The organism is Sphingomonas ginsenosidivorax (genome assembly GCF_007995065.1).
GTDB lineage: Bacteria > Pseudomonadota > Alphaproteobacteria > Sphingomonadales > Sphingomonadaceae > Sphingomonas > Sphingomonas ginsenosidivorax.
Genome location: NZ_VOQR01000001.1, coordinates 3,654,885 through 3,681,022 on the forward strand (window position 1 = coordinate 3,654,885; position 26,138 = coordinate 3,681,022).

Annotated in this window: 29 protein-coding genes; 12 read left to right on the top strand and 17 right to left on the bottom strand. The window is 69.3% G+C overall.

Annotation, left to right across the window (positions count from 1 at the left end):
- Window positions 1–6: 6 nt before the first annotated feature.
- The 7 genes from FSB78_RS16775 (at window position 7) to gyrB (ending at window position 6,493) form a co-directional block, all read left to right on the top strand.
- On the top strand, window positions 7–255 hold the full coding sequence (locus FSB78_RS16775) for a type II toxin-antitoxin system Phd/YefM family antitoxin (protein ID WP_147083687.1): 249 nt from the start codon (window positions 7–9) through the stop codon (window positions 253–255).
- Complete coding sequence (locus tag FSB78_RS16780; RefSeq protein WP_147083688.1) at window positions 252–680, top strand: type II toxin-antitoxin system VapC family toxin; 429 nt, start codon at window positions 252–254, stop codon at window positions 678–680. The genes FSB78_RS16775 and FSB78_RS16780 overlap by 4 nt, the downstream gene beginning before the upstream one ends.
- 54 nt (window positions 681–734) lie before the next feature.
- The gene (locus FSB78_RS16785; RefSeq protein ID WP_147083689.1) at window positions 735–1,514 is read left to right on the top strand and encodes a Coq4 family protein; all 780 of its coding nucleotides are present in this window, start codon (window positions 735–737) and stop codon (window positions 1,512–1,514) included.
- Window positions 1,515–1,596: 82 nt separating this feature from the next.
- Complete coding sequence (gene recF / locus FSB78_RS16790; protein WP_147083690.1) at window positions 1,597–2,643, top strand: DNA replication/repair protein RecF; 1,047 nt, start codon at window positions 1,597–1,599, stop codon at window positions 2,641–2,643.
- A gap of 83 nt (window positions 2,644–2,726) precedes the next feature.
- Window positions 2,727–3,524 (top strand): OmpA family protein, encoded by a 798-nt coding sequence (locus FSB78_RS16795; RefSeq protein ID WP_147083691.1) that lies wholly within the window; start codon window positions 2,727–2,729, stop codon window positions 3,522–3,524.
- An 88-nt stretch (window positions 3,525–3,612) separates the two neighbouring features.
- Window positions 3,613–3,873 carry a hypothetical protein gene (locus tag FSB78_RS16800; RefSeq protein WP_147083692.1) on the top strand — a complete coding sequence of 87 codons (261 nt, stop codon included), beginning with the start codon at window positions 3,613–3,615 and terminating at the stop codon, window positions 3,871–3,873.
- 64 nt (window positions 3,874–3,937) lie between these two features.
- Window positions 3,938–6,493, top strand: coding sequence for a DNA topoisomerase (ATP-hydrolyzing) subunit B (gene gyrB / locus FSB78_RS16805; protein WP_147083693.1), 2,556 nt, complete (start codon window positions 3,938–3,940; stop codon window positions 6,491–6,493).
- A gap of 406 nt (window positions 6,494–6,899) precedes the next feature.
- Here the strand turns inward: gyrB and FSB78_RS16810 are convergent, their stop codons facing one another.
- A complete protein-coding gene (locus FSB78_RS16810; RefSeq protein ID WP_338419982.1) occupies window positions 6,900–7,403 on the bottom strand; it encodes a TlpA family protein disulfide reductase in 504 nt (167 codons plus the stop codon).
- Between the two features lie 115 nt (window positions 7,404–7,518).
- On the opposite strand from FSB78_RS16810, the gene argH reads away from it, so the two are divergent.
- Genes argH through FSB78_RS16835 form a run of 5 tightly spaced genes read left to right on the top strand, consistent with a single transcriptional unit; the run spans window position 7,519 to window position 12,234 of the window.
- Entirely contained in the window at window positions 7,519–8,886 is a 1,368-nt protein-coding gene (gene argH, locus FSB78_RS16815) for an argininosuccinate lyase (protein WP_147084282.1), read from the top strand.
- Complete coding sequence (locus FSB78_RS16820) at window positions 8,883–9,131, top strand: hypothetical protein (protein WP_147083695.1); 249 nt, start codon at window positions 8,883–8,885, stop codon at window positions 9,129–9,131. Before argH ends, FSB78_RS16820 begins: the two co-directional genes overlap by 4 nt.
- Before the next feature lie 48 nt (window positions 9,132–9,179).
- A complete protein-coding gene (lysA, locus tag FSB78_RS16825; RefSeq protein WP_147083696.1) occupies window positions 9,180–10,442 on the top strand; it encodes a diaminopimelate decarboxylase in 1,263 nt (420 codons plus the stop codon).
- The gene (locus FSB78_RS16830; protein WP_242008365.1) at window positions 10,427–11,284 is read left to right on the top strand and encodes a precorrin-2 dehydrogenase/sirohydrochlorin ferrochelatase family protein; all 858 of its coding nucleotides are present in this window, start codon (window positions 10,427–10,429) and stop codon (window positions 11,282–11,284) included. The genes lysA and FSB78_RS16830 overlap by 16 nt, the downstream gene beginning before the upstream one ends.
- Window positions 11,281–12,234, top strand: a complete 954-nt coding sequence (locus FSB78_RS16835; RefSeq protein ID WP_147083697.1) for a CorA family divalent cation transporter — start codon at window positions 11,281–11,283, stop codon at window positions 12,232–12,234. The genes FSB78_RS16830 and FSB78_RS16835 overlap by 4 nt, the downstream gene beginning before the upstream one ends.
- Before the next feature lie 162 nt (window positions 12,235–12,396).
- On the opposite strand, the gene FSB78_RS16840 is transcribed toward FSB78_RS16835, so the two are convergent.
- From FSB78_RS16840 to fliF, 16 genes are all read right to left on the bottom strand, one after another.
- Window positions 12,397–12,792, bottom strand: coding sequence for a flagellar export chaperone FliS (locus FSB78_RS16840; RefSeq protein ID WP_147083698.1), 396 nt, complete (start codon window positions 12,790–12,792; stop codon window positions 12,397–12,399).
- A complete protein-coding gene (gene fliD / locus FSB78_RS16845) occupies window positions 12,792–14,300 on the bottom strand; it encodes a flagellar filament capping protein FliD (protein ID WP_147083699.1) in 1,509 nt (502 codons plus the stop codon). The genes FSB78_RS16840 and fliD overlap by 1 nt, the downstream gene beginning before the upstream one ends.
- Before the next feature lie 184 nt (window positions 14,301–14,484).
- Window positions 14,485–15,618 carry an EscU/YscU/HrcU family type III secretion system export apparatus switch protein gene (locus tag FSB78_RS16850; RefSeq protein ID WP_147083700.1) on the bottom strand — a complete coding sequence of 378 codons (1,134 nt, stop codon included), beginning with the start codon at window positions 15,616–15,618 and terminating at the stop codon, window positions 14,485–14,487.
- On the bottom strand, window positions 15,618–16,391 hold the full coding sequence (gene fliR / locus FSB78_RS16855) for a flagellar biosynthetic protein FliR (protein WP_147083701.1): 774 nt from the start codon (window positions 16,389–16,391) through the stop codon (window positions 15,618–15,620). Before fliR ends, FSB78_RS16850 begins: the two co-directional genes overlap by 1 nt.
- A 229-nt stretch (window positions 16,392–16,620) precedes the next feature.
- The gene (fliQ, locus tag FSB78_RS16865; protein ID WP_147083703.1) at window positions 16,621–16,890 is read right to left on the bottom strand and encodes a flagellar biosynthesis protein FliQ; all 270 of its coding nucleotides are present in this window, start codon (window positions 16,888–16,890) and stop codon (window positions 16,621–16,623) included.
- 1 nt (window position 16,891) lies between these two features.
- Window positions 16,892–17,767: a flagellar type III secretion system pore protein FliP gene (fliP, locus tag FSB78_RS16870; RefSeq protein WP_147083704.1), complete on the bottom strand. Its 876-nt coding sequence runs from the start codon at window positions 17,765–17,767 to the stop codon at window positions 16,892–16,894.
- A complete protein-coding gene (locus FSB78_RS16875; protein ID WP_242008366.1) occupies window positions 17,764–18,015 on the bottom strand; it encodes a flagellar biosynthetic protein FliO in 252 nt (83 codons plus the stop codon). Before FSB78_RS16875 ends, fliP begins: the two co-directional genes overlap by 4 nt.
- 9 nt (window positions 18,016–18,024) lie before the next feature.
- Window positions 18,025–18,315, bottom strand: a complete 291-nt coding sequence (gene fliN, locus FSB78_RS16880; RefSeq protein WP_147083706.1) for a flagellar motor switch protein FliN — start codon at window positions 18,313–18,315, stop codon at window positions 18,025–18,027.
- The gene (locus tag FSB78_RS16885) at window positions 18,312–19,286 is read right to left on the bottom strand and encodes a flagellar motor switch protein FliM (RefSeq protein WP_147083707.1); all 975 of its coding nucleotides are present in this window, start codon (window positions 19,284–19,286) and stop codon (window positions 18,312–18,314) included. The genes fliN and FSB78_RS16885 overlap by 4 nt, the downstream gene beginning before the upstream one ends.
- A 3-nt stretch (window positions 19,287–19,289) precedes the next feature.
- Window positions 19,290–19,874, bottom strand: a complete 585-nt coding sequence (locus FSB78_RS16890) for a flagellar basal body-associated FliL family protein (protein ID WP_147083708.1) — start codon at window positions 19,872–19,874, stop codon at window positions 19,290–19,292.
- Between the two features lie 9 nt (window positions 19,875–19,883).
- Entirely contained in the window at window positions 19,884–20,939 is a 1,056-nt protein-coding gene (locus tag FSB78_RS16895; RefSeq protein WP_147083709.1) for a flagellar hook-length control protein FliK, read from the bottom strand.
- Window positions 20,940–20,981: 42 nt separating this feature from the next.
- Complete coding sequence (locus FSB78_RS16900; protein WP_147083710.1) at window positions 20,982–21,398, bottom strand: hypothetical protein; 417 nt, start codon at window positions 21,396–21,398, stop codon at window positions 20,982–20,984.
- Window positions 21,391–22,722, bottom strand: a complete 1,332-nt coding sequence (locus tag FSB78_RS16905; protein ID WP_147083711.1) for a FliI/YscN family ATPase — start codon at window positions 22,720–22,722, stop codon at window positions 21,391–21,393. Before FSB78_RS16905 ends, FSB78_RS16900 begins: the two co-directional genes overlap by 8 nt.
- Window positions 22,716–23,462 carry a FliH/SctL family protein gene (locus FSB78_RS16910; RefSeq protein ID WP_147083712.1) on the bottom strand — a complete coding sequence of 249 codons (747 nt, stop codon included), beginning with the start codon at window positions 23,460–23,462 and terminating at the stop codon, window positions 22,716–22,718. The genes FSB78_RS16905 and FSB78_RS16910 overlap by 7 nt, the downstream gene beginning before the upstream one ends.
- A complete protein-coding gene (gene fliG, locus FSB78_RS16915) occupies window positions 23,455–24,474 on the bottom strand; it encodes a flagellar motor switch protein FliG (protein WP_147083713.1) in 1,020 nt (339 codons plus the stop codon). Before fliG ends, FSB78_RS16910 begins: the two co-directional genes overlap by 8 nt.
- On the bottom strand, window positions 24,471–26,135 hold the full coding sequence (fliF, locus tag FSB78_RS16920) for a flagellar basal-body MS-ring/collar protein FliF (protein WP_147083714.1): 1,665 nt from the start codon (window positions 26,133–26,135) through the stop codon (window positions 24,471–24,473). Before fliF ends, fliG begins: the two co-directional genes overlap by 4 nt.
- Between the last annotated feature and the right edge of the window lie 3 nt (window positions 26,136–26,138).

A 26,138-nucleotide genomic window follows, 5' to 3' on the forward strand; every position in this document is an offset into this window, starting at 1 on the left:
CGCGGCATGGACGCGGTGAATGTCAGCGACCTGAAGGACCAGATCGAGTCGCTGCTGGCGCGGGTCGAGGCCGGTGAGGTCGTGGAAATCGCGCGCGACGGTCAGGCCGTCGCGCGGGTCACGCGGATCGAACCCGACCCGGTGCGCAAACCTATCGACGTCGATGCGCTGCGGCGACTGGCGGCCAGCCTTCCGTTCGATCCGAGCAATGCCGCCGACATCGTCCGTCGGATGCGTGACGACGCCCGCTATTGACCATCTATTGCGATACGTCGGTCTTGGTCTCGGCGTTCGCGGCGGAGGCGGCCAGCGAGTCGGTCCGCGAGTGGCTCGATCGTCATGCCGACAAGGTGGTGATCAGCGATTGGGTCGTCAACGAATTTTCCGGCGCGCTGGCGCTCAAGCGCCGCATTGGCGCAATCGATCAGGCTTCATGGTTGGCCGTGATGCAGGACTGGCGCGCGTTCCTGCGTGACGGGATCCCAGTCGAGCAAGTCGTACCACGGGATTTCGCACGCGCAGCCGCGATCCTGGAACAGCCCGACCTCAAACTGCGCTCGTCCGACGCGCTCCACTTGGCGCTGGCCGAAGACCGGGGCTTTGCGATGGCGACGCTCGACAAGGCGCTCGGCGATGCAGCCGACATGGTCCGGGTGCCGCGAACGCGCGTCCTGACTTGACGAGACAGCACCGCGCGCTTTATTGACACCATTGTCAGTAAGGAGCGCGAGTCGATGGCGAAGCTTCCCCCGTTTCCTGGTACGTCCGGCCGCCGCGACTGGCGCACCGCGCTGGATGCGATCGGCAAGCTGATGGCGAACGGCGACGACACCACGCAGGTGTTCCGCATCATGCGTGCGCTCAACGTTGGCAATGCGGCCAGGAACTATGCGCGGCTGCTCGCGACCGAACAGGGCGGGCGAATCGCCTATGACCGGGTCGAGCTGGCCCCCCGCTTCTCCGATCCCGCCTATGTCGCGCGCTTCGCCCCCGGCACAGTCGGCGCGGCCTATCGCGATTTCCTTGCCGAGACCGGCTATTCCGCCGACGGGCTGGTCGAGGTCAGCAAGGTCGCGCCCTCGCTCGACGGCATGCCGCATCCCTATGCGTGGCTCGGTCGTCGGGTGCGCGACTGCCACGACATCTGGCACGTGCTGACCGGGTACAAGGCTGACGAGAGTCTTGGCGAGGCGTCGCTGGCGGCGTTCAGCTTTGCGCAGGTCGGCGGGCTCGGCTGGGCGTTGATCGCATCGGCGGCCGCCGCGAAGAGCGTGCGCGTCACGGGCACCGCGCTGTTCGCGAAGGCGGTCTGGGAAGGCTATCGCAACGGACGCCACGCGCGGTGGATTTCGGGCGAGGATTATCTGCAGCTGCTCGACGAACCGATCGATGTCGCGCGGGCGCGGCTCGGCATCCGCGAGCCGGTGGCGTATCTGCGCGCCCAACGCGAACTGGGCGCGGAGCTCGCCTCGTACCTCAGCGCACCCAAGGCCGTGAAGCCGCTCCCCATCTGACCAGCGGCCCGACTCGGCGGTCTGACCCGGCAACCTGACGCGGGGGTGGGCGAGGCGCCGGGCCGCCGCTAAGGCGGAAGCGATGCTGTCGCGCCTCGTCCTCACCGATTTCCGCAACCATGCCGACCTGACGCTCGCGGCGGGCCCGGGCTTCGTCGTGCTGACCGGCGAGAACGGCGCGGGCAAGACCAATATCCTCGAAGCGGTGTCGCTGCTCGCTCCCGGCCGCGGTCTGCGTCGCGCCGCACTGTCCGACATGGCGCGGCAGGGCGGGCCCGGCGGGTTCGGCGTCGCGGCCACGCTCGCGCGGGCCGAAGGCGATGTCGAGCTCGCGACCGGTACGCAGGCCTCGGCGCCCGAACGCCGCATCGTCCGGATCCAGGGCGCGGCGGCGAGCGCCAACGCGTTCGCCGAGTGGCTGACGGTATTGTGGCTGACCCCGGCGATGGACCGGCTGTTCGTCGAGCCCGCGGGCGAGCGCCGCCGCTTCCTTGACCGCCTCACGCTGGCGCTGTCGAACACGCACGCGACGCACGCGACGCGCTACGACGCGGCGATGCGCGCGCGCAATCGCCTGCTGGCCGAGGAGGGGGATGCGGAATGGCTGTCGGCGCTCGAGGCGCAGATGGCCGAGCACGGCGCGGCGATCGATGCGGCGCGTCGCGAGACCGTGGCACTGCTCGCTGATGCGCTTGCCGACCAGCCCGCCGGCGGCTTCCCGCGCGCGACGCTCGCGCTTGCCGGCTGGGGCGGCGACGTCGACGACCTGCTCGATGCGTTGCGGCGCGGCCGCGCGCGCGATGCAGCGGCGGGGCGGACGCTGGTCGGCCCGCACCGCGCCGACCTGATCGTCACGCACCGCGACAAGGACCAGGCCGCGGGGCTCGCCTCGACCGGCGAGCAGAAGGCGCTGCTGCTGGGGATCGTGCTCGCGCATGTCGATCTGGTCGCGGCGCGGACCGGGCATCAACCTCTATTGCTGCTCGACGAAGTCGCCGCGCATCTCGATCCGGCGCGCCGTGCCGCGCTGTTCGCGCGGCTCGAGGGGCGCGGGCAGGTGTGGATGACGGGCACCGAGGAGGCGCTGTTCGCCGAGGTCGGCGCGCGCGCGACGCGGATCGCGGTCTGAACGGGAGCTGTCGGCACGGCTCACCGCGCGTTCAACCGCGCGACCCTAGCGACGGATGCATGGCGGGGGCCATGGAGAGAGCTATGACCAAGACTATCGCACGCGCAGCCCTGGGGATCGTGATGCTGGCCGCCAGCGCCACGCCCGTCCTCGCGCAGGCGCGCTACGACATGAGCAATCCGCCCTGGGCGCGTCCGGGCTATCGCCTGGCCGGCGCCGGCGTGCCGATCCTGTTCCCCGAACTGCGCGAAACGCCGCGCGGTCGCGCGTTCGTGATGCCGAACTTCGACGCCAATGGCGACGGCCGGATCAGCCCGCAGGAAGCACGCGACGCCAACCGCGAATTCGCCCGCCTCGCCGGCCCGCGTCGCGACCGGTTCGACTGGGACGGTTACGCGCGGGGGCGTGGGGATGGCCCGCGTGGTCCGCGCGGTGTCGAAACCGTCGTGATCGAGACGACGACCTGGGACCGCGGCGCGATGCGCGACTATGGCTTTCGCCAGACCCCGCGCGGCGCGACGCTGACGCTGTCCGAGGACGTGCTGTTCCAGACCGACAGCGCGGTGCTGCGCCCCGGCGCGATCGAGAAGCTGCGCCCGCTCGCGCGCTATCTGCGTGGCAACCCCGGCGTCCGCGTCGCGATCGACGGCTACACCGATTCGCGCGGCACCGACGCGCACAACCAGCAGCTGTCGGAGCGGCGCGCGGCGAGCGTGCGCCAGGCGTTCGACGACATGGACGTCGTGCGTGCACGCTTCAGCGTCGTCGGGCACGGCGAGGCCGACCCGGTCGCGTCGAACGCAACCACCGAGGGCATGCGCCGCAATCGTCGCGTCGAAGTGACCCTGCTCGGCCAGCGCGCGGACTCGTTCGCGCGCTGAATCCTGGCCGGCCGGCGTTCGCGCCGGCCGACTTGACAGCGAAGCGCGTGGTGGCGAGGGCGGGCGTCCACCACAGGAAAGACCGACCATGGACGACGTCGCCGATCTTCAAGCCCAGATCGTAGCGCTGCGCCTCGCCGTCGAAGGTGTGTGGCTGTCGGTGCTCTCGAGCGATCCGAACGCGGTGCAGCAGGCCGAGCGGTTGGGTGAAGCGAACGTCGCGAGCCTAGACCAGCTCGATGCCTCCACGCCCCAGGCGCGCGCGGCGCGCGACGCGGTCGTGCTGCACACGCGCAGCCTGTGGGGCAGCATCGCGTGGCAGTTGCAGCACGGCCCCGCCAAGGGCTGACGGGGCAGCGCGGACCGGGGCCATTTCGCTTCCGTTTCACAGGCCGCATGCCTATATACTCGGCATGGCAATACCCCCCGAAAGCAACAATCCCAACCTGCCCAACCAGGGCGATTACGGCGCGGACTCGATCAAGGTCCTCAAGGGTCTCGACGCGGTCCGCAAACGCCCGGGCATGTATATCGGCGACACCGACGACGGGTCGGGCCTCCACCACATGGTGTTCGAGGTCAGCGACAACGCGATCGACGAGGCGCTCGCCGGGCATTGCGACCGCATCGACATCGTCCTGAACGCCGACGGATCGGTGTCGGTCACCGACAATGGCCGCGGCATCCCGACCGGCATCCATTCGGAAGAAGGCGTGTCGGCGGCCGAGGTCATCATGACCCAGCTCCACGCCGGGGGTAAGTTCGAGAACACGTCGGACGAGAATGCCTACAAGGTCTCGGGCGGCCTGCACGGCGTCGGCGTCTCGGTCGTCAACGCGCTGAGCGAATGGCTCGACCTGACGATCTGGCGCGACGGCAAGGAGCATTACATGCGCTTCGCGTTCGGCGACGCGGTGCTGCCGCTGAAGGTCGTCGGCGACGCCGCCGAGGGCCAGAAGGGCACGCGAGTCACCTTCTTCCCGTCGCCCGCGACGTTCAAGATCACCGATTTCGACTTCGACAAGCTCGAGCATCGCTACCGCGAGCTGGCGTTCCTGAACTCCGGTGTCCGTCTGTTCCTGAGCGATGCGCGGCACGAAGAGCGCAAGACCGTCGAGCTTTATTACGAGGGCGGGATCGCTGCGTTCGTGAAGTATCTCGACCGCGCCAAGGTGCCGTTGATGCCCGAGCCGGTCGCGATCAGCGGCACGCGCGACGACGTCACGATGGACGTCGCGCTGCAGTGGAATGATTCCTACTACGAAAACGTCCTCGCCTTCACGAACAACATACCCCAGCGCGACGGCGGCACGCACATGGCCGCGTTCCGCGCCGCGCTGACGCGCACGCTCAACAACTATGCCGAGAAGTCGGGGCTGTTGAAGAAGGAGAAGGTCCAGCTGACCGGCGAGGACATGCGCGAGGGTCTGACCGCGATCGTCTCGGTCAAGCTGCCCGATCCGAAATTCTCGTCGCAGACCAAGGACAAGCTGGTGTCGTCCGAAGTCCGCCAGCCGCTCGAAAGCCTGATGGCCGACAAGATGGCCGAGTGGCTCGAAGAGAACCCCGCGCACGGCAAGGCGATCGTCGCGAAGATCATCGACGCTGCCGCCGCGCGCGAGGCCGCCAAGCGCGCCCGCGAACTGACGCGGCGCAAGGGCGTGATGGATATCGCCTCGCTGCCCGGCAAGCTCGCCGACTGCCAGGAGCGCGATCCCGCCAAGTCGGAACTGTTCCTGGTCGAGGGTGACTCGGCCGGCGGCTCGGCCAAGCAAGGCCGCGACCGGCACTTCCAGGCGATCCTGCCGCTGCGCGGGAAAATCCTGAACACCGAGCGTGCGCGCGAGGACCGGATGCTGTCGAGCCGCGAGATCGGGACGCTGATCACCGCGATGGGCACCGGGATCCGCGACGACTTCAACGCGGACAAGCTGCGCTACCACAAGATCGTCATCATGACCGACGCCGACGTCGATGGCGCGCACATCCGCACGTTGCTGCTGACGCTGTTCTACCGCCACATGCCCAAGATCATCGAGGGCGGCTATCTCTACATCGCGCAGCCGCCGCTCTACAAGGCGACCAAGGGGCGCTCGGAAGTCTACCTCAAGGACGACGCCGCGCTCGACGAATATCTGGTCGAGGCGGGTGTCGCGGCGATGGTGCTCGAAGGACCGGGCGGCGCGCGGTCGGGCGGCGACCTGCGCGAGCTGGTCGACCATGCGCGGCGGATGCGCACGCTGATGCGCTACGTCCCCAAGCGCTACGACGCCGGAATCATCGAGGCGCTGGCGCTGGGCGGGATGTTCGATCCCGAAGCGTCGCGCGATGCGCGCATTGCTGCGCTCGAAACGGTGACGCGCCGGCTGGAAGCCGATGATGGCGACGCGCGCTGGACCGCGCGGCTGACCGAGGAGGGCGGGATCCACTTCGAGCGCGCCTGGCGCGGCGTGACCGATCACCACATCGTCGAGGCAAGTTTCCTGATCTCGGCCGAGGCGCGCAAACTGCACGCGCTCGCCGCCGAACAGGCCGAGAGCTTCGGGCGCACTTCGAACCTGGTCCCTGCGGGCAAGGTACAGATCGTCGAGGAGACGCCTGCGGCCGACGCATCCGAGGGCGACGCCGAGGGCGCCGAAGAGGGTGAGGGCGTTCCCGGCACCGTCACGACCGCCACGGCGACGCGCGGATCGACCCAGGTCTCGCGGCCGAGCCACCTGCTCGACGCGATCCTCGCCGCCGGCCGCAAGGGCCTCGCGATCCAGCGCTACAAGGGGCTGGGTGAGATGAACGCCGAGCAGCTCTGGGAAACCACTCTCGACCCCAATGTCCGCTCGATGCTCCGCGTCACTGCGCTCAACGCTGAGGGGGCCAACGAGATCTTCACCCAGCTGATGGGCGAAGTCGTCGAACCGCGGCGCGAGTTCATCCAGGACAACGCGCTGAACGTCGCCAATCTCGACGTCTGACGCGCGCGGTCGACCCTATCTCGGCGAGTTTCGATCGAGTTGGGGGCGCGAACCCATTTTACGCGTTACAGACGAAGTGCCGGCTCGCCACTCAACCTTTGGCTCGTCACCAAGGCGGGCCGGCACAGTTGCAATCCGAGACCGGGATCCCATCTTGGGATCAGAGCCGGACCCTCCCAAGTAGTCCTGGTTCGGCGCCCTGCTCAGCCGCACCCCCTTGCAGAGCGGGCAGGGCGCTTTTCTCTCCGTTAAGCTGGGACGCGTATCTTAATCCTCCCCCGCCAGGGGGAGGTGGCACGCGCAGCGTGACGGAGGGGGCGGTAGGCGCCACGCAGGTTCCGTGTCCGCCCCCTCCGACGCCTACGGCGCCACCTCCCCCTGGCGGGGGAGGATCGTTTCCCCCGATTTACGAGGCTTCGGCGATCAGTTTCGCGGCGGCCGGCGTGTTCCATTCATAGCCGCCGGTCATCCGCCACACTTCCTTGCCCGCCGAATCGTACAGGATCGTCGTCGGCAGGTTCGCCTGGTAGGCGAGGCTGAGACCCAGCTTCGGATCCAGATACGGCTTCAGGTTCGCGAATTTCTTCGCCGCGAAGAACGGCGTAACCTTCGCTGCGCCCTGCAGGTCCTGGCTGACCGCGATCACCTGCACCCCGGGCGCGAGCGTCCCTGCCGCCGCGTCGAGCGTCGGCATTTCCGCGACGCACGGCGCGCACCAGGTCGCCCACAGGTTGAGCAGCAGCGGCTTGCCCTTGAAGCTGGCGAGCGTCACGGCCTTGCCGTCGGGCGCGGTGAACGCGACCGTGGGGCCAGCCTCGCCCTTATGGCTGCGGTCGAGCTTGTCGGCGGGGGCGGCGGGACCCGCGGTGACTTCGTCGGGGGCCGCCGCGACCTCGTCCGTCGCCACCACGTTGGCAGGCTGCGGTGCTTGCTCGGGAGCCGGCGATTTCCTATCGCACCCCGTGACGGCGAGACCCAGGAGACAGACGATCAGCACGCGCGATACCATGGACGGGTCCAATGCGATGTGGGGTGGGCGTTTTGCCGAGGGGCCGGCCGCGGTGATGCGCGAGATAAACGCCTCGATCCCCTTCGACAAGCGGCTGTGGCGCCAGGATATCGCAGGCTCAAAGGCGCATGTCGCGATGCTCGGTGCGCGCGGGATCGTCTCGCCCGCCGACGCCGAGACGATCGCTGCCGGGCTCGACCAGGTCGCGGGGCATTACGAAGCGAACGGCGTCGACGAGGACATGGTCCTCGAGGACATCCACATGCAGACCGAGGCGCGGCTCGCCGACGCGATCGGCCCCGTCGCCGGCCGGCTGCATACCGCGCGCTCGCGCAACGACCAGGTCGCGACCGATTTCCGCCTCTGGGTGCGCGACGCGATCGACGAGACGCTGGCGACGTTGCGCGGTTTCCAGAGCGCGCTGCTGACCCGCGCGGACGAGCATGCCGCGAGCGTGATGCCCGGCTTCACGCATCTCCAATCCGCGCAGCCCGTGACGCTCGGCCATCACCTGATGGCGTATCACGCGATGATCGCGCGCGACGTCGGCCGCTTCACTGACGCGCGCGCGCGGATGAACCGGTCGCCTCTGGGCTCGGCCGCGCTCGCCGGCACCGGCTTCCCGATCGACCGCGACATGACGGCGAGCGCGCTCGGGTTCGACGGGCCGATGAGCAATTCGCTCGACGGCGTCAGCGACCGCGACTTCGCGATCGAGTTCCTCACCGCGGCGACGCAGACGTCGCTGCATCTGTCGCGTCTCGCCGAGGAGTTCGTGCTCTGGGCGTCGCAGCCCTTCGGGTTCGTGGCGCTGAGCGACCAATGGTCGACCGGCAGCTCGATCATGCCGCAGAAGCGCAACCCCGACGCCGCCGAGCTGGTGCGCGGGCATTCGGGGCGTATCCTCGGCTGCATGACTGCGCTGATGGTGACGATGAAGGGCCTGCCGCTCGCCTATTCGAAGGACATGCAGGACGACAAGCCGCCGGTGTTCGAGGCGCGCGACCTGCTCGCGCTGTCGATCGCGGCGATGACCGGGATGGTCGAGAGCGCGACGTTCAAGACCGAGCGGATGCGCGGCGTGGCGGAGGCCGGGTTCGCGACCGCGACCGATCTCGCCGACTGGCTGGTCCGAGAGGCAGGCCTGCCGTTCCGCGAGGCACATCACGTCACGGGTCGCGCGGTGAAGCTCGCCGAGGAGCGGGGCATCGCGCTCGACGCACTGCCGATCGCCGATCTGAAAGCGATCGATGCGCGGATCGACGAACGCGTGTACGACGTGCTTTCGGTCGACGCGTCGGTCGCCAGCCGGACCAGCTTCGGCGGCACCGCGCCGGACAATGTGCGCGCGGCGGTTCGTGCCGCGCGGGGAGACGAGACATGAAACGGCTGATCCCGATTGGCGCGCTGGCGTCGGCCTTGGTGCTGGGCGGTTGCGGTGCGGCCGACGGTCTGAAACCCGCGGCGGGCAAGGCGCTGCCGGTCGCACCCTATGGTGCGAAGGCGACGCCGACCCCGACGCAGTTGCTGACGCCGACCACGCAGCAGCGGCCCGAGCGGAGCGACGAACTGCTCAAATCGTCGGTCCCGCGGCGCAGCGACGAGTTCGACCTGCCCCCTCCCGATTGATTGCGCCCGACTGATCTCCCGATCGATTCTCTGTCAGAAGACCCATCCATGAACCATTTCGACTACCGCGACGGCGTCCTCCATGCCGAGGACGTGCCGCTGCCGGTGATCGCCGACGCGGTGGGAACGCCGGTCTATGTCTATTCGACCGCGACCTTCCGCCGCCACGCGCAGGTGTTCCGCGAGGCGCTGGCCGGCGCGGGCCGGGTCCACCTCGCCTATGCGATCAAGGCCAATCCCAATCTGGCCGTGCTCCGCGTGCTCGCCGAGGAGGGCTATGGCGCCGATGTCGTCTCGGCCGGCGAGATGATGCGCGCGCTGGCCGGCGGGATCGCGGCGAAGGACATCGTCTTCTCGGGCGTCGGCAAGACCCGCGACGAGCTGACGCGCGCGCTCGACGCCGGGATCGGCCAGTTCAACCTCGAGCTGGAAGAGGAGGGCGAGGTGCTCGCCGCGCTCGCCCATGCGCGGGGCCAGACCGCGCCGGCCGTGCTCCGCGTGAACCCCGACGTCGACGCCGGCACGCACGCGAAGATCTCGACCGGGCGCAAGGAGAACAAGTTCGGCGTGCCGATCGACCAGGCGCCCGCGATGTTCGACCGGCTGTCGAAGCACGCCGGGCTGAACCTGCGCGGCGTGGCGATCCATATCGGCAGCCAGCTGTCCGACCTCGCCCCGCTCGAGGCGGCCTATGCGCGGGTCGGCGAGCTCGTCGCGGACCTGCGCGCGGCGGGCCACACGATCAGCCATGTCGACCTCGGCGGCGGGCTTGGCGTGCCGTACAGGCCCGACGACGTGCTGCCGAGCCCGGCGGACTATGGCGCGATGGTCGCGCGCGCGACGCGCGGGTGGGACGTCGAGCTGATGTTCGAGCCCGGCCGCGTGATCGCGGGCAATGCCGGCGTGCTGCTGACCAAGGTCGTCTGGGTGAAGCCGGGGGTCGTGAACCCCTATGTGATCGTCGACGCGGCGATGAACGACCTGATGCGCCCGGCGATGTACGATGCGTATCACGACTTCGTCGCGGTGCGCCCCAGCGGCGCGCGGATGACCGCGAACATCGCGGGGCCGGTGTGCGAGACCGGCGACACCTTCGCGATGGGCCGCGACATCGACGTGGTGGCGAGCGACGACCTGGGCGTCTTCCGCACCGCAGGCGCCTACGGCGCGACGATGGCGTCGATGTACAACAGCCGCGCACTGGTGCCCGAAGTGCTGGTCGACGGCGACCGGTTCGCGGTGGTCGCCGACCGCATCCAGCCCGAGACGATCATGGCCGCCGAGCGCGTGCCCGAATGGCTGACCCGGTGAGCTTCGACAGCCTGCCGCTGTTCGTGCGGCTGGCGGGCCGGCCGGTGATCCTGGTCGGCGAGGGCGAGGCGGCGGATGCGAAGCGGCGGCTGCTGGTCCGCGCCGGCGCGACGATCGTTGGCGAGGAGGCGACCGCGGCGCTCGCGATCGTCGCGATCGACGACGAGGATGCGGCGGTCGCCGCGGTCGCGCGGTTGAAGGCGCGCGGGGTGCTGGTCAACGCGGTCGATCGCTCGGCGTTGTGCGACTTCACCGTGCCCGCGATCGTCGACCGCGCGCCGGTGCTGATCGCGATCGGGACCGGCGGGGTCTCCGCCGGGCTGGCAGCGGCGCTCCGGCAGCGGCTGGAGGTGATCGTGCCGGCGGGTCTTGGGTCGCTGGCGATGGCGTTGCAGGCGGCGAGAGGGCGGTTGCGCGGCGCGTATCCCGAGGCTGCGACCCGCCGCCGTGCGCTGGCGAACGCGATGGCGGAAGGCGGTCCGCTGGATGTGCTGCAGGCGGACCCCGACGTCGACGCATGGCTCTCCCCTCCCTGGAAGGGAGGGGCCGGGGGTGGGTTGGCTCGCGGTGACGCGCCGCACTCGCCCCAAGCCGACCCACCCCCAACCCCTCCCTTCCAGGGAGGGGAGCGCGTCCGCATTCACCTCACCTCTACCGATCCCGACGACCTGACGCTGCGCCAGGCGCGCACGCTCGCCTCGGCCGACCGCGTCTATCACCGCCCCGACGTGCCGGCCGCGATCCTCGACCGTGCGCGCGCGGATGCGGCGCGGATCGTTTGCGCCGCCATGCCCGTTGAGCCGGGCGAGGGCCTGTCGGTCGATCTGGAGATGCGGGAATGAGTGGGTTCGGGTTTCGTATCACCGACGGACACGCCACCCGGATCGAGATCAAGGACGCACTGGCCAGCGACGCCGACCTGGTCTGGGTCCACCTGTCGACCAATGCCGAGCATGCGCAGAGCTGGCTGCGCAACGAGGCCGAATTGCAGGACTATGTCGTCGACGCGCTGACCGCGACCGAGACGCGGCCGCGCTGCGAGGCGATCGGGGACGGCGCGTTCCTCAACCTGCGCGGGCGGTCGGAGGAGACGCTCGACACCACCGACCTGCTTGCCTCGGTGCGGATCTGGGCGGTGAAGGGGCACGTCTTCTCGGTCACGCGCAAACCGCTGATCGCGGTCGCCGAGGTCGAAAAGATGGTCGAGCGCGGCGACGTCCGCGATCCCGGCGACCTGATCGCCGCGTTCGCGACCGCGATCACCACCGATCTCGATCCCGATGTCGCAGGGCTGGGCGACCAGCTCGACGATTGCGAGGAACAGCTCGATGCCAAGCGGGTGTTCGAGCTGCGGCGCACGGTCAGCAAGGTGCGTGTCGCTGCGATCGGCTACAAGCGGTTCCTCAACCCGCAGCGCGCCGCGCTCGAGAAGCTGGCGGCGTTGCCCGGCGACTGGCTGGCCGACGACGACCGGCTGCACCTCGCCGCCGCGGCCGACCGCGCCGCGCGGATGGCGGAGGAATTGGAATCGATCCGCGAACGTTCGGCGCTGATCCACGAGACGCTCACCGACCTGCGCGCCGAACAGCTCGACACGCGCGGGCTGATCATCTCGATCGCGGCGATGGTGTTCCTGCCGCTGACGTTCCTCACCGGGCTGTACGGGATGAACGTCGCGAACCTGCCCTATGCGCAGGAGCCTTGGGCGTTCGACGCGATCTGCGGCATCTGCGCGACGCTGTCGGCCGGGGTGGTGATCTACTTCATGCAGCGGCACTGGTTCGGGCGGTAGGGCTCATCGTCATTCTGACGAAACTGCTCAGCGCCCGTCGAGCCAATCCCCGTCATCCTGACGAACGTCAGGATCCAGAGTAACGGACGCTACCGCTTGGGGCTCTGGATCCTGACGTTCGTCAGGATGACGGAAGAAGACGCAGGATTACGGAGTACATGCTCAGTTGCTGATGCTGCGCCAGGCTTTGGCGATCTCGTCGAGATTGTCCGCGGTGTCGCGGAACGGGGCGGGGTCGTGGCCGAGCGAGGCGTTGATGATCGTGGTGCGCGCGCCCGCGTAGAGCCGCGCCAGCGTGATCGCGACGTCGCCGCCCTTGTCGAAATCGAGCCCCGCCTCGAGCGCGAACAGGATGGCGGTGGCGCGCGTGATGCGGTCGCTCTTGATCGCGTATTTGCGGTTCTCGGCAGCCCAGCCGGCGGCGCGCAGCGCGGCGACCAGTTCCTCGTAGAGCAGCTGGACGAGGCCTGCCGCGCTCGCGGTCGCAGAGCGGCCGACGACGTCGATCTGGCGATAGGTGGCGGCCGGGTCGCGCGTGAGGGTGGTGGCGTACTGCATCACTTGTTCGAATTGTTCCAGGCGTCGATCTGCTGGGTCAGGAACGCCTGCGTCGACTTGTAGGCGGCGACGGCGGAATCCATCTTCGAGAACTGCGCGGTCATCCGCGTCTTGGTCGTGGCGGCGAGATCGGCGGCCTTGTCCTGTGCCTCGACGATGGCGGCCTGCGCGTCGGTCAGCCGCTTGGTCGACGCGTTGAGGCTGAGATCCTGATCCGAGACCGCGTTCGCGACCGTCGCCTGCTTGACGATCGCCGTCAGTGCGCCGGAAATCCCGTCATTCGCGGCGGCGCCCTTGCCGAACGCGAACAGCGCCTCGACCGCGTCGGGATATTTGGTGATCGCGGCCGCGAGCTTGGTCGCATCGACCGCCAGCGATCCGTCGCGGTTGGTCGTCACGCCCAGGTCGGCCAGCGTGTGCGGCGCGCCGGGCGCGGTCGGCGTCGCGAGGTTCGCCGTGGTCAGCTTGGCCAGGTTGCGCGCGATCGCGGTCACGGTGGTATCCGCACGCAGCACGCCGGTGAACGGGTCGATGTCGGTCGCGACGATCTTCTGCAGCTGGTTGAAGGTCGCGACGAAGTCGTTGACCGCACCGCTCAGCGCGCTCGTCGGCGCGGTCGCGCCGAGCGTCACCGGCGTGGTCGAGACCGCGCCGAGCTCGAGCTTCACGCCGGTGATCAGGTCGGTGATCGTGTTGGTCGAGCGGCGGAAGGTGGCGCCGTCCAGCGTCACGCTGGCATCGGTCGCATTGGTGCCGATCGTCGTGCCCTGCGCATTGCGGCCGACGTCCAGCGTCGACAGCTTGGTGCCGGTCGCAGCGGGATCGGTGTCCGCGCCGGTCAGCGAGAAGGCCTGCAGCGCACCACTCGCGCCCTTGATCGTCAGGCGCGCGCCGATGCCGTCGGTGACGACGGTCGCGGTCACGCCCTTGTTGGCGGCGTTGATCTTCGCGGCGATGCCGTCGAGCGTCGCGTCGCCCGCACCGATCGCGATCTCGATCGGGGCGCTGCCGGGGGTGAAGGTCGTGACCGGCGGGGTGCCCGACGTCGAATCGGTGCCAAAGCGCAGCGTCAGCGTACCGGCGTTGAACGCGGTGGTGCGCGGGATCGCGGTGTTGGTGGTCGCGGCCTGCGCGGAGGCGAGCTGGTTGACCGTCAGCTGGCCCGACAGTCCCGCCAGCTTGGCGCCCGCGGTCGCGCTGACCGCAACGACGGCGCTGTTCGAACTGGTCGGCTGGGTGGTCAGCGACCCGCTCGTCACCAGCGACTTCAGCGCGGCGTCGAAATTGGTGAGTTCGCTCTTGAGCGCGGAGACCGCGGAGATCTGCGACGTCAGCGTGTCGGCCTTGGCCTTGAGCTGGCTGTTCTTCACCGCGAACTGTGCGTCGACCAGCTGCTGGACCAGCGTGACGGTGTCGACGCCCGATCCGCTGCCGAGCGTCTTGACGATCGACGCGACCGACGACGTGGCGGCGGCCGTCGAAGAGCTGGTGGCGGTCGTCGTCGTCATGGGTGGGCCCTTTGCGCGTTACGAGTCTTAACGGCCGGTAAGCGTCGATGTTTAGGGATGCTCACGCTCTTTCCGTCATCCCGGGCTCGTCCCGGGATCCAGGGTAACATGCGCGGTCCTCCGTAACTCTGGATCCCGGGACAAGCCCGGGATGACGGGGTGGGCGGGAGTGCAGATGCGCGCGTCACCCGACCTTCACCCCGTTCTCGTCGAACCGGGCGCCCGGCGGGACTTCGATCGTCGGCAGCGGGGCTGTGCCGCCCATCTTCGCGTTGAGGCCGAACACGAACGCCAGCACCGCGGCGATCGCGACGTACAGGTCGTCGCGGACCTCCTGGTCCTCCCGGCTGGTATAATAGACCGCGCGGGCGAGCTGGGGATATTCGAGCACCGGGACCGCGTATTCCGCGGCGATCTCGCGGATCGCGAGCGCAATCGCGCCGCGCCCCTTGGCAACCACCACCGGCACCTGGTCGCGCCCGCGATCGTAGCGCAAAGCGACGGCAAAGTGCGTCGGGTTGGTCAGCACGACATGCGCCTCGGCGATTGCTTTCCGGGACCCGCGGCGGAGGATGTCGCGCTGGCGCTGGCGGATCTGCCCCTTGGCCTCGGGCGACCCCTCGCTTTCCTTGTGCTCGTCCTTCACCTCCTGCTTGGTCATGCGCAGCTTGCCGAGCAGGCGGAGGATCTGCACCGGCAGGTCGATGCCGGCGATCACGACGAGCCCGAGCGACATCGCGATCAGGATGCCGATGAAGGTGCCGCTGAGCGCCTGCATCGCGGTCGGCAGGTCGGTCGCGACCAGCCCGATCGCCATGTGCTGCGCTTTCCACAGCGCCCAGGCGCCGATCGCGGCGAGCAGCACGACCTTCAGCAGCGATTTGCCCAGCTCGATCCAGCCGGTCGGGCCGAGGATGCGTTTCAGCCCCGAGGCGGGGTTGAGGCGGCTGGGCTTGGGCGCCCACAATTTGGCGTTGAAGGTCGGCGAGCCCAAGGTGAGCTGGCTGAAGATCGCGGCGGCCATGCTCACGACGAACAGCGTGATGATCGACGGCGCGAGCTTCCAACCGGCCTCGGCGAGCGGGCGGAACGGCGAGAAGTCCTCGACGTCGGCGCGGCCGAAACTGAAGCTCGCCGCCATCACCGCCTTGCACGCGGCGAGCAGCGACGGGCCGGCGAACATCAGCCAGGCTACGCCCGCCAGCACCACGAACGCGGTGGAAAAATCCTTGGAGCGCAGGACATTGCCGTCCTCCGCCGCTTTCTTGCGCTTCTTTTCTGTTGGCGCTTCTGTCTTTTCGCCGAACTCGTCCGCCATCAGCCGAACACCAGCCGTTCGGTCGCTGCCAGGCTCTCGCGGACGATGACGAGCATGTAATCGCCCATCGCCGGGAACGCGATCGCGAGCGCGAGCACGCCGACCGCGAGGCTCGCGGGCAGCCCGATCGCGAACAGGTTGAGCGCGGGTGCGGCGCGCGAAATCATGCCGACGACGATGTTGAGCGACAGCAGCAGGAAGCCGACGGGGAGCGCGAGCAGCAGCCCGGCGAGGAAGGTGTAGCCGCCGAAATACGCGATCGCGCGCAGCCGGTCGGCGCCGAGCCAGGCATTGCCGACCGGCATCGCGTCATAGCTGCGCACGATCATGTCGACGAGCATGAGGTGGCCGTCGACCGACAGGAACAAGAGCGTCAGCATGACCGAGAAGAACTGGCCGAGCGCGGGGCTCGACTTGCCGTTCTGCGGGTCGATCGCGGATGCGAAGCCGAGGCCCATCGATCCGCCGATCATCTCGGCCGCGACCATCGGCGCGGCAAAGCCGATCTGCAGCACGAAGCCGAGCGCCGCGCCGACCAGCGCCTCGGCGGCGATCGCGAGCATCGTCGCGACGGTGAAGATCTGCGCGGGCGGGGTAACCGGGTGCGCGGCGAGCACGAGGAAGCCGATCGCACCGGCGAGCGTGACGCGCACGGTCACGGGGACGCCGACCGCGCCGAACACCGGCGCGGCCGCGAACGCGGCACCGACGCGGATCATCACGAAGATCAGCGCCCAGAGCTGCGGCTCGATCGCGAGGCCGAAGCCTAGCATGGCGCAGGCTGCGAGAGCGCGCGCCCCGCGCGCCACGCGGCCAAGCCCGGCCGGCGGGTCGGCAAAGCCGAACCCGTCCGACGACGCGGCTTTGCCGCGGCGCGCCTAGTCCCCCTCCCGCTTGCGGGAGGGGTTAGGGGAGGGCGTGTCCGCGTCCGATGTGCTGGGTTTGCGGGGACAGGCCCTCCCCCAGCCCCTCCCGCGAGCGGGAGGGGAGTTTCGGGCGCGTTCATTTCACGAGGTCCGGGATGCGCTCGAAGATGCTGATCGTGAAGTCGCTGAGCAACCCGAGGATCAGGCTCCCGAAGATCAGGATCGACACCGCGACCACGATCAGCTTGGGCACGAACGACAGCGTCGCCTCGTTGATCGAGGTCGCCGCCTGGATCATCCCGACGATCAGCCCCGACACCAGCACCGGGATCAGGATCGGCGCGGAGGCGAGCGCCAGCACCCACATCGTCTGGTTGGCGATCGACAGGAAATATTGCGCGTCCATCTCAGGTGCCGAAGCTGCTGGCGAGGCTGCCCATCGTCAGCGCCCAGCCGTCGACCAGTACGAACAGCAGCAGCTTGAACGGCAGCGAGATGATCGTCGGGCTGAGCATCATCATCCCCAGCGCCATCAGCACCGTCGCGACGACGAGGTCGATGACGATGAACGGCAGGAAGATCAGGAAGCCGATCTGGAACGCGGTCTTGAGCTCGCTCGTCACGAAGGCGGGGAGCAGGACCGAGAAGGGGATGTCGTTGGCGGACGCATAGGGGCCCGACTTCGCCATCTGCGCGAACATCGTGACGTCCTTGATCCGCGTCTGCTTGACCATGAAATTGTGCAGCGGCACGCCGGCGGTGGTGATCATCTGCGTGCCGGCAAGTTTGCCTTGCGCATAGGGCTGGATCGCCTGCGTGTTGATCTGGTTGATCGTCGGCGCCATCACGAAGAAGCTCAGGAACAGCGACAGCCCGATCAGCACCTGGTTTGGCGGGGTCTGTTGCAGCCCCAGCGCCTGGCGCAGGATCGACAGCACGATGATGATCCGCGTGAAGCTGGTCATCATCAGCAGGATCCCCGGCAGGATCGTCAGCAGCCCCATGATGATGAGGACCTGCAGCGACAGCGAGAGCGAACCGCTCTGCCCCGTGCTGCCCGATTGCTGGCCGCCGAGCTGGCCGATCGCGCGGTCGACCGCGTCGCCGACGCCCGGCGCTGGGGCGGCGGGTGCGGCCTGCGCAAAGGCGGGCATCGCGATCAGCAGCGCGAGCAGGACGGCGAGGACGATCCAGACGATCTTCGCGGTGCCATTTTGGGGGCGGGCGCGAACCCCGTGGATCAGCGCCGGGCCGGTGCCGCGGCGCGTAACCGTGATGCTCATGCGTCGATCCGGTCCACCAGCGTCACGCCCCCGCGCGCGACCGAGACGAGCAGCCGGCGCCCCGCGAAATCGAGCACCGCGAGGCGCACGCCGGGCGAGATCATCATCGTTTCCTTGACCGCGATCAGCCGCGTCGTCGGCTTGCCGGGCAGTCGCGTCTCGAACTTGCGCCAGAGGAACAGGCACCCGATCATCAGCCCGCAGACGAGCGGCAGCATGATCGCGAGCTTGAGGATGTAGGACCACATCATCGCAGGTCAGCCGCGCTTGTCGGGTGAGACGAGCTCGGTCATGCGGACGCCGAAGCGCTCGCCGACCGTGACGACTTCGCCGCGGCCGATCAGCGTGCCGTTGACGAACACGTCGAGCAGCTCATTGGCGTCGCGGTCGAGCTCGATCACGCTCGATTCGCCGAGCGCGAGCAGCTCGCGCAGCGTCAGCGAGGTCGAGCCGATCTCGACCGTCAGCTTGACGTCGACATCCTGGAGCAGCCGGAAATTGGCGGCGACCGCGCCGTCGACGGGGAATCCGCCGGTCATGTCGTTCATTGCATCTGTCCTTCGTCGAATCGCGCGAATTGGGTGATCTGGATGGCGGCACGCCCGTTCGAGGTGCCGACGGTGCCCGAGCCGAGCCTGTCGTTGCCGACCATGATCGGCACTTCGGTGCCGAAGCTGATCGGGATGACGTCGCCCGCCTTGAGGTTGAGCAGCAGCGACAGCGGCACGACCGGCTCGGCGAGCACCGAGCGGATCGGGAAGCGCACGTTCATCGCCGCGCGCGTCAGCCCGGTCTGCCAGGCGGGATCGGGCTCGGCGGCCTTGCCGACGACCTTGCCGGTCAGCGACGCGCCATGCGGCTTCAGCGCGGCGACCGAGTAGAGCAGGTCGAGGAACACCGGCCGCGCCGCGCCCGCTGCGATCCCGAAGCGGGTCACGATCACCGCGTCCTCGCCGTCGATATCGGCGAGCATCGCGGCGTTCGATTCGACATGGCCCGGCGCGAAGTCGATCTTCGCGAGCGGCTCCCAGGTCGCCTTCAGCGGCCCCTCGATCATCGATCCGATCCGCGCAACCATCGCTTCGCCCGCCGGCGAGAATTCGCTCGGGAGCACCGCGGGGGCGGCACCGGTGCCACCGAAGAACAGATCGAGCAGCTCGAGCACGAACTTGCCGTCCATCACGCACAGCGCCTGGCCGTGCGCGACCGATCCGGCGGTGGTCATCGCCATCGGCAGCCACGCGGTCAGCCCGTCGGCGCGCTCGGCGCGGTAATCGGCGAAGCGCTGGACGACCAGCGGCTCGGCCCAGCAGCGGATCTCCTCGCGCAGCAGCGGTTCGAACACCCCGCGGATCCCGCGTGCCAGCCGTGCGGACAGATGCTGCAGCGTGTGCAGATCGCCGAACGGATTGAGCTTGGCCGGCCCCAGCACGCCCTGATGGGTCGCGCCGTTGCGGGAACGCTCGCGCCGTTCGGGCGCCTTCCCGTGTGCGGGTCTGGTTGCGGGGTCGTTAACCATGCCTCACTGAACGACGAAACTGGTAAAGTAGACGTTACTAACCCCGCCGAATCCTTCCTTTTGCAGCAATGTATCGTTGATCGCCTTCACCAGGCGCGTCTGCAGCTTCTTTTTGCCGTCGCCGGTGAACACCTCGTCCTCGCTGGTGTCGCCCAGCGCGAGCAGGATCGCCGAGCGAATCGCGATGTCGTTGGTCTTGATCCCCGCGATCACCGAATCGTCGTACGGCGTCGACACCGCGAGCCCGAGCTGCACGAAGTGCGTCGAGTTCTGCAGGTTGGAGGTGAAGTCCTTCTCCATCGCATAGTAGTTGGACGCGTATTTGTCGCCGCCCGGGCCCGTCGCTGGCGCGACGCCCGACCCGCCCTCATGGCCCTCGCCGGCGGGTGCGTGCTTCTGCTCGCTCTTGGGGACGAGTTTCGGGCCGGTGTCCTCCTTGGCATGGCCGCCGCCGACCAGCCCCGAATTGGCGGCATACAGCCCGCCGCCGATCCCGCCGCCGATCAGCACGATCGCGCCCACGCCGATCACGATCAGCTTGCCCATCTTGCCCTTCTTCTTGGGCGCGTCTTCGGTCTTTTCGCTCATGGTCGGTCCTTATGCGATGCGAATGTCTGAGGTGGCGGCGGCGGTAGCAGGGGTCGCCGCGCGCTGCGGCTGCCAGGTGGGAATCGGGGGCGGCGTCTGCGGGCGCTGCTGCGCGCCGCCATCCGACCCGACCGAGGTCTGGCCGAGGGTGAGCCCGCGCGACGCGGCGATATCCGCCAGCTGCGGCTGTGCGTCGGCCAGCATCGCGCGGGTCGCGGCCTGCTCGGCGGCGAAATGCACGTGCACCGCATCGCCGTCTCGGCGCATCGTCACGTCGATCCGGCCCAGCGCGTCGGGGATCAGGCGGATGCGCGTGTCGTTCGCGTTGGCATCGTCGCGCAGCTGCTCGATCCGGTCGATCATCTGGTGCGCGAAATCGCCCTGGCGCGTGTCGAGCGGCGCCTGCTGCACGTCGCCCGTCGCGAGCACGGCATGGCGTTGCGGCTCCAGCCCGACCGCGCCGATCGACGGCGGTCCGGCATCGGCCACGTCGCGGCGCGGCGTGGCATCGTCGTCCTTGCCGACCGCAGCGCGGATCGCCGCGCCGAACACCTCCGCCGCCGGGGCTGCGCCGCGCGGCGCCGGGTCCGGAACGGCGGGGAGCGCGAAGGTGTCGACCTTGGTCTCAGGCAGCGGGGCGTCCGCGACCGGGGCGTCGCTCGTCTCGACGACGTCGGTCGCCGGAGCGTCCTTCGGGGTAGCCGGCACGAGTTCGAGCATCGGCGCAACGAGCGTGGGCGCGGCGGCGGGAACGAGGGCGGGGGCTGCGACAGGCGGCGGCGGCGCCGGTGTCTCGGCCACGGGCAGCGGTCCGGGAGCGACCGGAGGCAGCTGCGCGAGCCAGGCGAGCGGGGGCGGGGACGGCTGATCCGGCAACGGCTTGCCGTCGGCGGCAGGATCGTCGTTGCCGGCCCCGGTCGGGACTGCCGGCTCGGGCTCGTCCGTCCCTGCGTCGAGAAACGCGGCGAGCGACTGCTGGAAGCTGCCCGCGCCCGTGCCGCGCCGGGTGTCGGCGGTACGTTCGGGTGGGGCAGGGGACCGGGATACGGTCGCGGACTGGATCATGCGGCGGGGTCTCGACGAGAGGACGCGGGGTTCGTCGTCAGCCTAGCAAGGATCGTGCCGGATTTTCCGAAGCGGCGGGGACTCTTCCAGCCCGCGGATTGCCTTCAGCACCGCCTCGGCATCGGCGCGCGCCATCAGCTTTTCGACCGCGCTCTGGTCGCGCTTGGCGGCGCGAGTCGCCTCGGTCGCGCGGTTGGCTTGGTATTCGGCGGACTGCAGCCGGTCGCGCGCCGCGGCGGCGGACTGGTGCAGGCGGCCGCGATAATGCGCGGCGGCGGCGAGCGAGACGCCGCCGGCGGTCTCCTGCGTGGGGGCGATCGCCTGCGCGAGCTCGGCGATGCGGCGGCCGAGTTCGGTTTCGCTCGCGAATTTGTTGTGTGCCCGCGCCTCGTCGGCGCGGACCAGCCCGAGTTGCAGCGTCCGCACGCGGTGGATGCGTGCGAGGACCTTCTTATCCATCGCCGAACACGCCGGTCAGCTCGGCGACCGCGTCGTGCAGCGGCACGATCGCGTCGGCATCCTGGCGGATGAACTCCATGACCGCGGGGTGGCAGGCGATCGCGGCATCGATCGCGGGGTCGGCGCCGGGGCGATAGGCGCCCATCAGCACCAGATCGCGGTTCTGCTCGTAGGTCGCCAGATGCCGACGCAGCACGCGTGCGGCGCGCGCATGCTCGGGGCCGACGATATCGGTCATCACGCGGCTGACCGAGGGGCCGATGTCGATCGCGGGGTAGACCCCCTGTTCGGCGAGCGCGCGGCTCAGCACGATATGGCCGTCGAGGATCGAGCGCGCGGAATCGACGACGGGATCGTTGCCGTCGTCGCCGTCCGCCAGCACGGTGTAGATCGCGGTGATCGATCCGCCGCTGTGCACGTCGACGCCCGCGCGCTCGATGATGTTGGGCAGCATCGCGATCGCCGACGGCGGATAGCCGCGCGCCGACGCCGGCTCGCCGAGCGCGAGACCGATCTCGCGGCCCGCGTGCGCGACGCGGGTGAGGCTGTCCATGATCAGCAGGACCTGCTTGCCCTCGGCGCGGAACGCCTCGGCGATCGCGGTGGCGCGCAGCGCGCCGCGGATGCGCAGCACGGGGGAATGATTGGCGGGCACCGCGACGACGACCGCACGCTTGCGCGCTTCGCCCGCGACCTTGGTCTCGAGGAAGTCGGCGACTTCTCTGGAGCGTTCGCCGATCAGCCCGATGACGATCACGTCGGCCTGCGCCGCGCGGACGATCATGCCGAGCAGCACCGACTTGCCGACGCCCGACCCTGCCATGATGCCGATGCGCTGGCCCTGGCCGACGGTCAGCAGGCCGTTGATCGCGCGCACGCCGACGTCGAGCGGCACGCGCACCCGGCCGCGGTCGAGCGGGCTCTGCAACTTGCCCGCGAGCGGCCAGCGGCCGGCGCCGCGGATCGGGCCGAGCCCGTCGATCGGCTTGCCCGCGCCGTCGACGACGCGGCCGAGCAGGCTCGCGCCCACCTCTGCCTCGCCCGGCGCGCCGATCGGGCGGACGGGGGCGCGCGGCAACAAGGCCGCCGGACCGCCGAGATTCATCAACAGCGTGCGGCCGTTGCGAAAGCCGATGACTTCCGCCTCGACCTTCGCGTCGTTGACGCCGCCAACCATGCACACCGTGCCGACCGGCAGGGTCAGCCCGACCGCTTCCATCAGCAGGCCGTCGAACGAGGCGAGTCGTCCCGAAACCTTCGGCGTCGGCGTGAAGTCCGCCATGCCGAGCGTTTCGAGATAGTCCGTCGTGAACCGGTTCAGCACAGTGGCGGCACCGAAACCCGCTCGATCGCGGACGTCAGCTGTTCGAGCCAGGATTCGGGCCCGTCCTCGACGATCGTCGAGGCGGATTCGAGCACGAAGCTGCCGCGCGCGAGACCTGCGTCACCGACCGGAAAGATCGTCTTGGGCAGGTGCCCCTCGAGCAGCGGCACGTCGTCGGGATGAACGCGCAGCAGCGCCGATTCGCTCTTGTCGGCGAGCAGGTCGCTCGCGGCCTCGATGCGGGTCGCCAGCAATTCAGGCGAGATGCCGATCTCGCCGACCAGCTTGCCGACCAGGTGCATCACGGTCTGGCGCAGCTGCTCCGCCACGCGTTCGCGGTCGATCCGCTCGCCCGAGCCGAGCGCTGCGGCGAGCGCGGTGCCGAACGCCTGGTTCCGGACCGCATCGGCCTGGGCCGCGGCGGTCGCGGCGGCGAAGCCCTCGGCATAGCCATCGGCATGCGCGGCCGCGATCGGGTCGATATATGCTGACGGCTCCGCACCAGCGTCCATCGGATCCCAGCCCGCGGTCGGATTGACGTCGGGATCGGCCGGTCTGAAATGCTTCGGGCCCCCGCTTTGCAACCCGGCGCTTTGGGGCCTGAACGCGACCGGTCCGCGCGTTGCCGCGCGCTGGCGCAGGTCGGCCGGCGCGAAGGTCGCGCCGATCGGAAATGCGGCGCGCATCGCGAGCGCCGCGGCGTCGTGACGCGCGGCCATCCCCGCCACGAAATCAGACATAATCGTCGTCGCCCCCGCCCATCTGGATCGTGCCGTCCTTGGCGAGGCCGCGCGCGATCTGGATGATCGTCTTCTGCGCCTCGAGCACTTCGGCGAGCTTCATCGGCCCGCGCGATTCCATGTCGTCGCGGATGCCATCCGCGGCGCGAGCCGACATGCAGCCCAGGAAGCGCGCGCGTGCCGCCTCGTCGACGCCCTTGAGCGCCTTGGTCAGGATCTCGCCGTCGATGTTGCGGATCAGCATGCCCAGATTCTTGTCGTCGAGCGACAGCAGGTTGTCGAAGACGAACATCGCCTCTTCGATCGCCTTGGCGACGTCCTTGTCGATCTTGAACAGTTTCGGCATCACGCGCTGCTCGGTCGCTTTCCGCGCACCCTGCAGGATCTTGGCCGCCTCGCGCGTGCCGCCGAGCGTCACGCCCGCGCCACCCGACGGGGTCGCGGTGCGGTTGGCGAGCAACGTCTTGAGCGTATCCACGGCCTCGGGCGTGATCGGCCCCAGCCGCGCGATGCGGTGGAGGATGTCGGGCTGCATCGCGTCGGGCATCAGCTCGAGCACCTGGCCCGCGATCGCGGGGTCCAGATTGGCGATCAGCACGGCGGCGATCTGCGGATGTTCCTTCTCGATCATCGCGGCGATCTCGCTCGTGTCGAGCCAATCGAGCAGTTCGAGCTCGCACGCCGCCTCGGGCGGGGTGATCCGCGCGAGCACGCTCTCGGCCTTTTCGCGGCCGAGCGCACGGTTCATCACCGCCTCGATCTTCGGGCGCGGATCGAAGCCGATCGCGGTGCGCTCGCGGGCATGGCCGACGAAATCGTCGAGCACGTCCTCGACCTCGAGCTCGCTGACGTCCGCGACCGCGAACATCGCCTTGCCGAGCTGGCGGACTTCCTCTGGATCGAGTTTTTGCAGGATCGCTGCGGCTTCCTCCTCGCCGACGAGCATCATCAGCACCGCGGCGCGCTCGACGCCGGTATAGGTGCGTGCCGGTTCGGCGATCGCGAGCGTCACTTGGCGTCCGCCCGGATCATGTCGCGGACCGCGAGCGCGGCGCGCGTCGGGTTGTCGCGGGTGAAGCCGCGCACCGCGCCGATGCGGTCGTCATAGCCGCGGCTGTTCTCGAGCTGGTCGAGGCTGACCACGGGCGCGGTGGTGATGGCGGCGTCGTCGCTGCTGCCGATCGGCGCGCCGAGCGCGGGGCGATCGGTGGCGGCATCGTCGCGCTTCTTCATCAGCGCCTTGGCCAGTGGCCGCACGCCGAGCAGCAGCACCAGCAGCGCGATCAGGATCGCGGTGACGTTGCGCGCGACGATCGGCAGCCAGCCGGCATCGTACCAGGGCGCCGTGTCGGTCGCGACGTCGGCGCCCGCGAACTTGCGGCTGATCACGGTGACGTTGTCGTTGCGCGCGGGGTCGAAGCCGACCGCGCTCTTCACCAGGTCGGTGACCTGGCCGATTTCCATCGCAGTGCGGCGGCCCTTTTCGGGATCGCGCAGCAGCACCGCGACCGACAGCCGCTTGACGCCGCCGGGCGCCGCACGCGTGACCGAGACTTCCTTGCCGAGGTCATAGGCGCGCTGGAAGCTGTCCGACTGCTTCATCGGGTCGGGCGCGGCGCCACCGGCGGCGGGCGCGGGGGCAGGCGATCCCGACGCGCCGTTGGCGGGTTGCGGCGTCTGCATCGTGCTCGAGGCGGGCGGCGTGTTCGACAGCGCCCCTGGAATGCCGCCGGTGACGGCCGCGTCCTTCTGGTTGCCGGTCCACGAACCCGTCTCCGCGCGCAGCACGCCGGGCGCGTCGTATTTCTCGCGCGTCGCCTGCGTCTCGTTCAGGTCGACGTCGGCCTGCACCTCGGCAGTGAAATTGCCCGCGCCGATCAAGGGCGTGAGCAGCTGGATCAGCTGCGTGCGATACTTGTCCTCGACGCGGCGCTGGAACTCGATGCGCTGGTCGTTGCCATTGTCGCCGGCACCGCCGCCCGACTTGGTGAGCAGCGCGCCCATCTGGTCGACGATCGTCACGCTGTCGGGCTTCATGCCCGGCACCGACGAGGCGGTGAGGTTGATGATCGAATTGACCTGCGCGTCGCTGAGCGAACGCCCGCCCTGCAGCTTCAGGATCACCGATGCCGACGGGCTCGCATTGTCGCGCACGAACACCGACGCCTCGGGCACGGCGAGGTGCACGCGCGCCTCGGCGACGGCGTCGATCTCCTCGATCGACTTGGCCAGCTCGGTCTCACGCGCCTGGCGCAGGCGTTCGCCCTCGACCGCACGGCTGACGCCCATCGGCAGCTGGTCGAGGATCGCATAGCCACCGGGTGCAGCCTTGGGCAGGCCCTGGCCGGCCAGCAACAGCCGCGCCTTGCTGTAATCCTCTTCGTTGACCGTCAGCGCGCCCGACGAATCGTCGATATGGCTCTTGATGCTGGCCTGCGTCAGCGCGGCGGTCACCGAGGCCTTGTCGGCATCGGGAAGGCCGGTGAACAGCGTCTTCTGCGTCGGCGTCGACATCGTCGCCCAGGCGAGCGCGGCGGCGCCGATCAGGCCGATCATCATCGTCATCGGCAGCGACCGGCGGACGATCGGCTGGTCGAGCACGCCCTTGATCTGGCGAAGCGGGTTCGCGAAGCGATCCGGCAGGACGGGGGTGGTGGCGAGCGCGTTGTTCATATC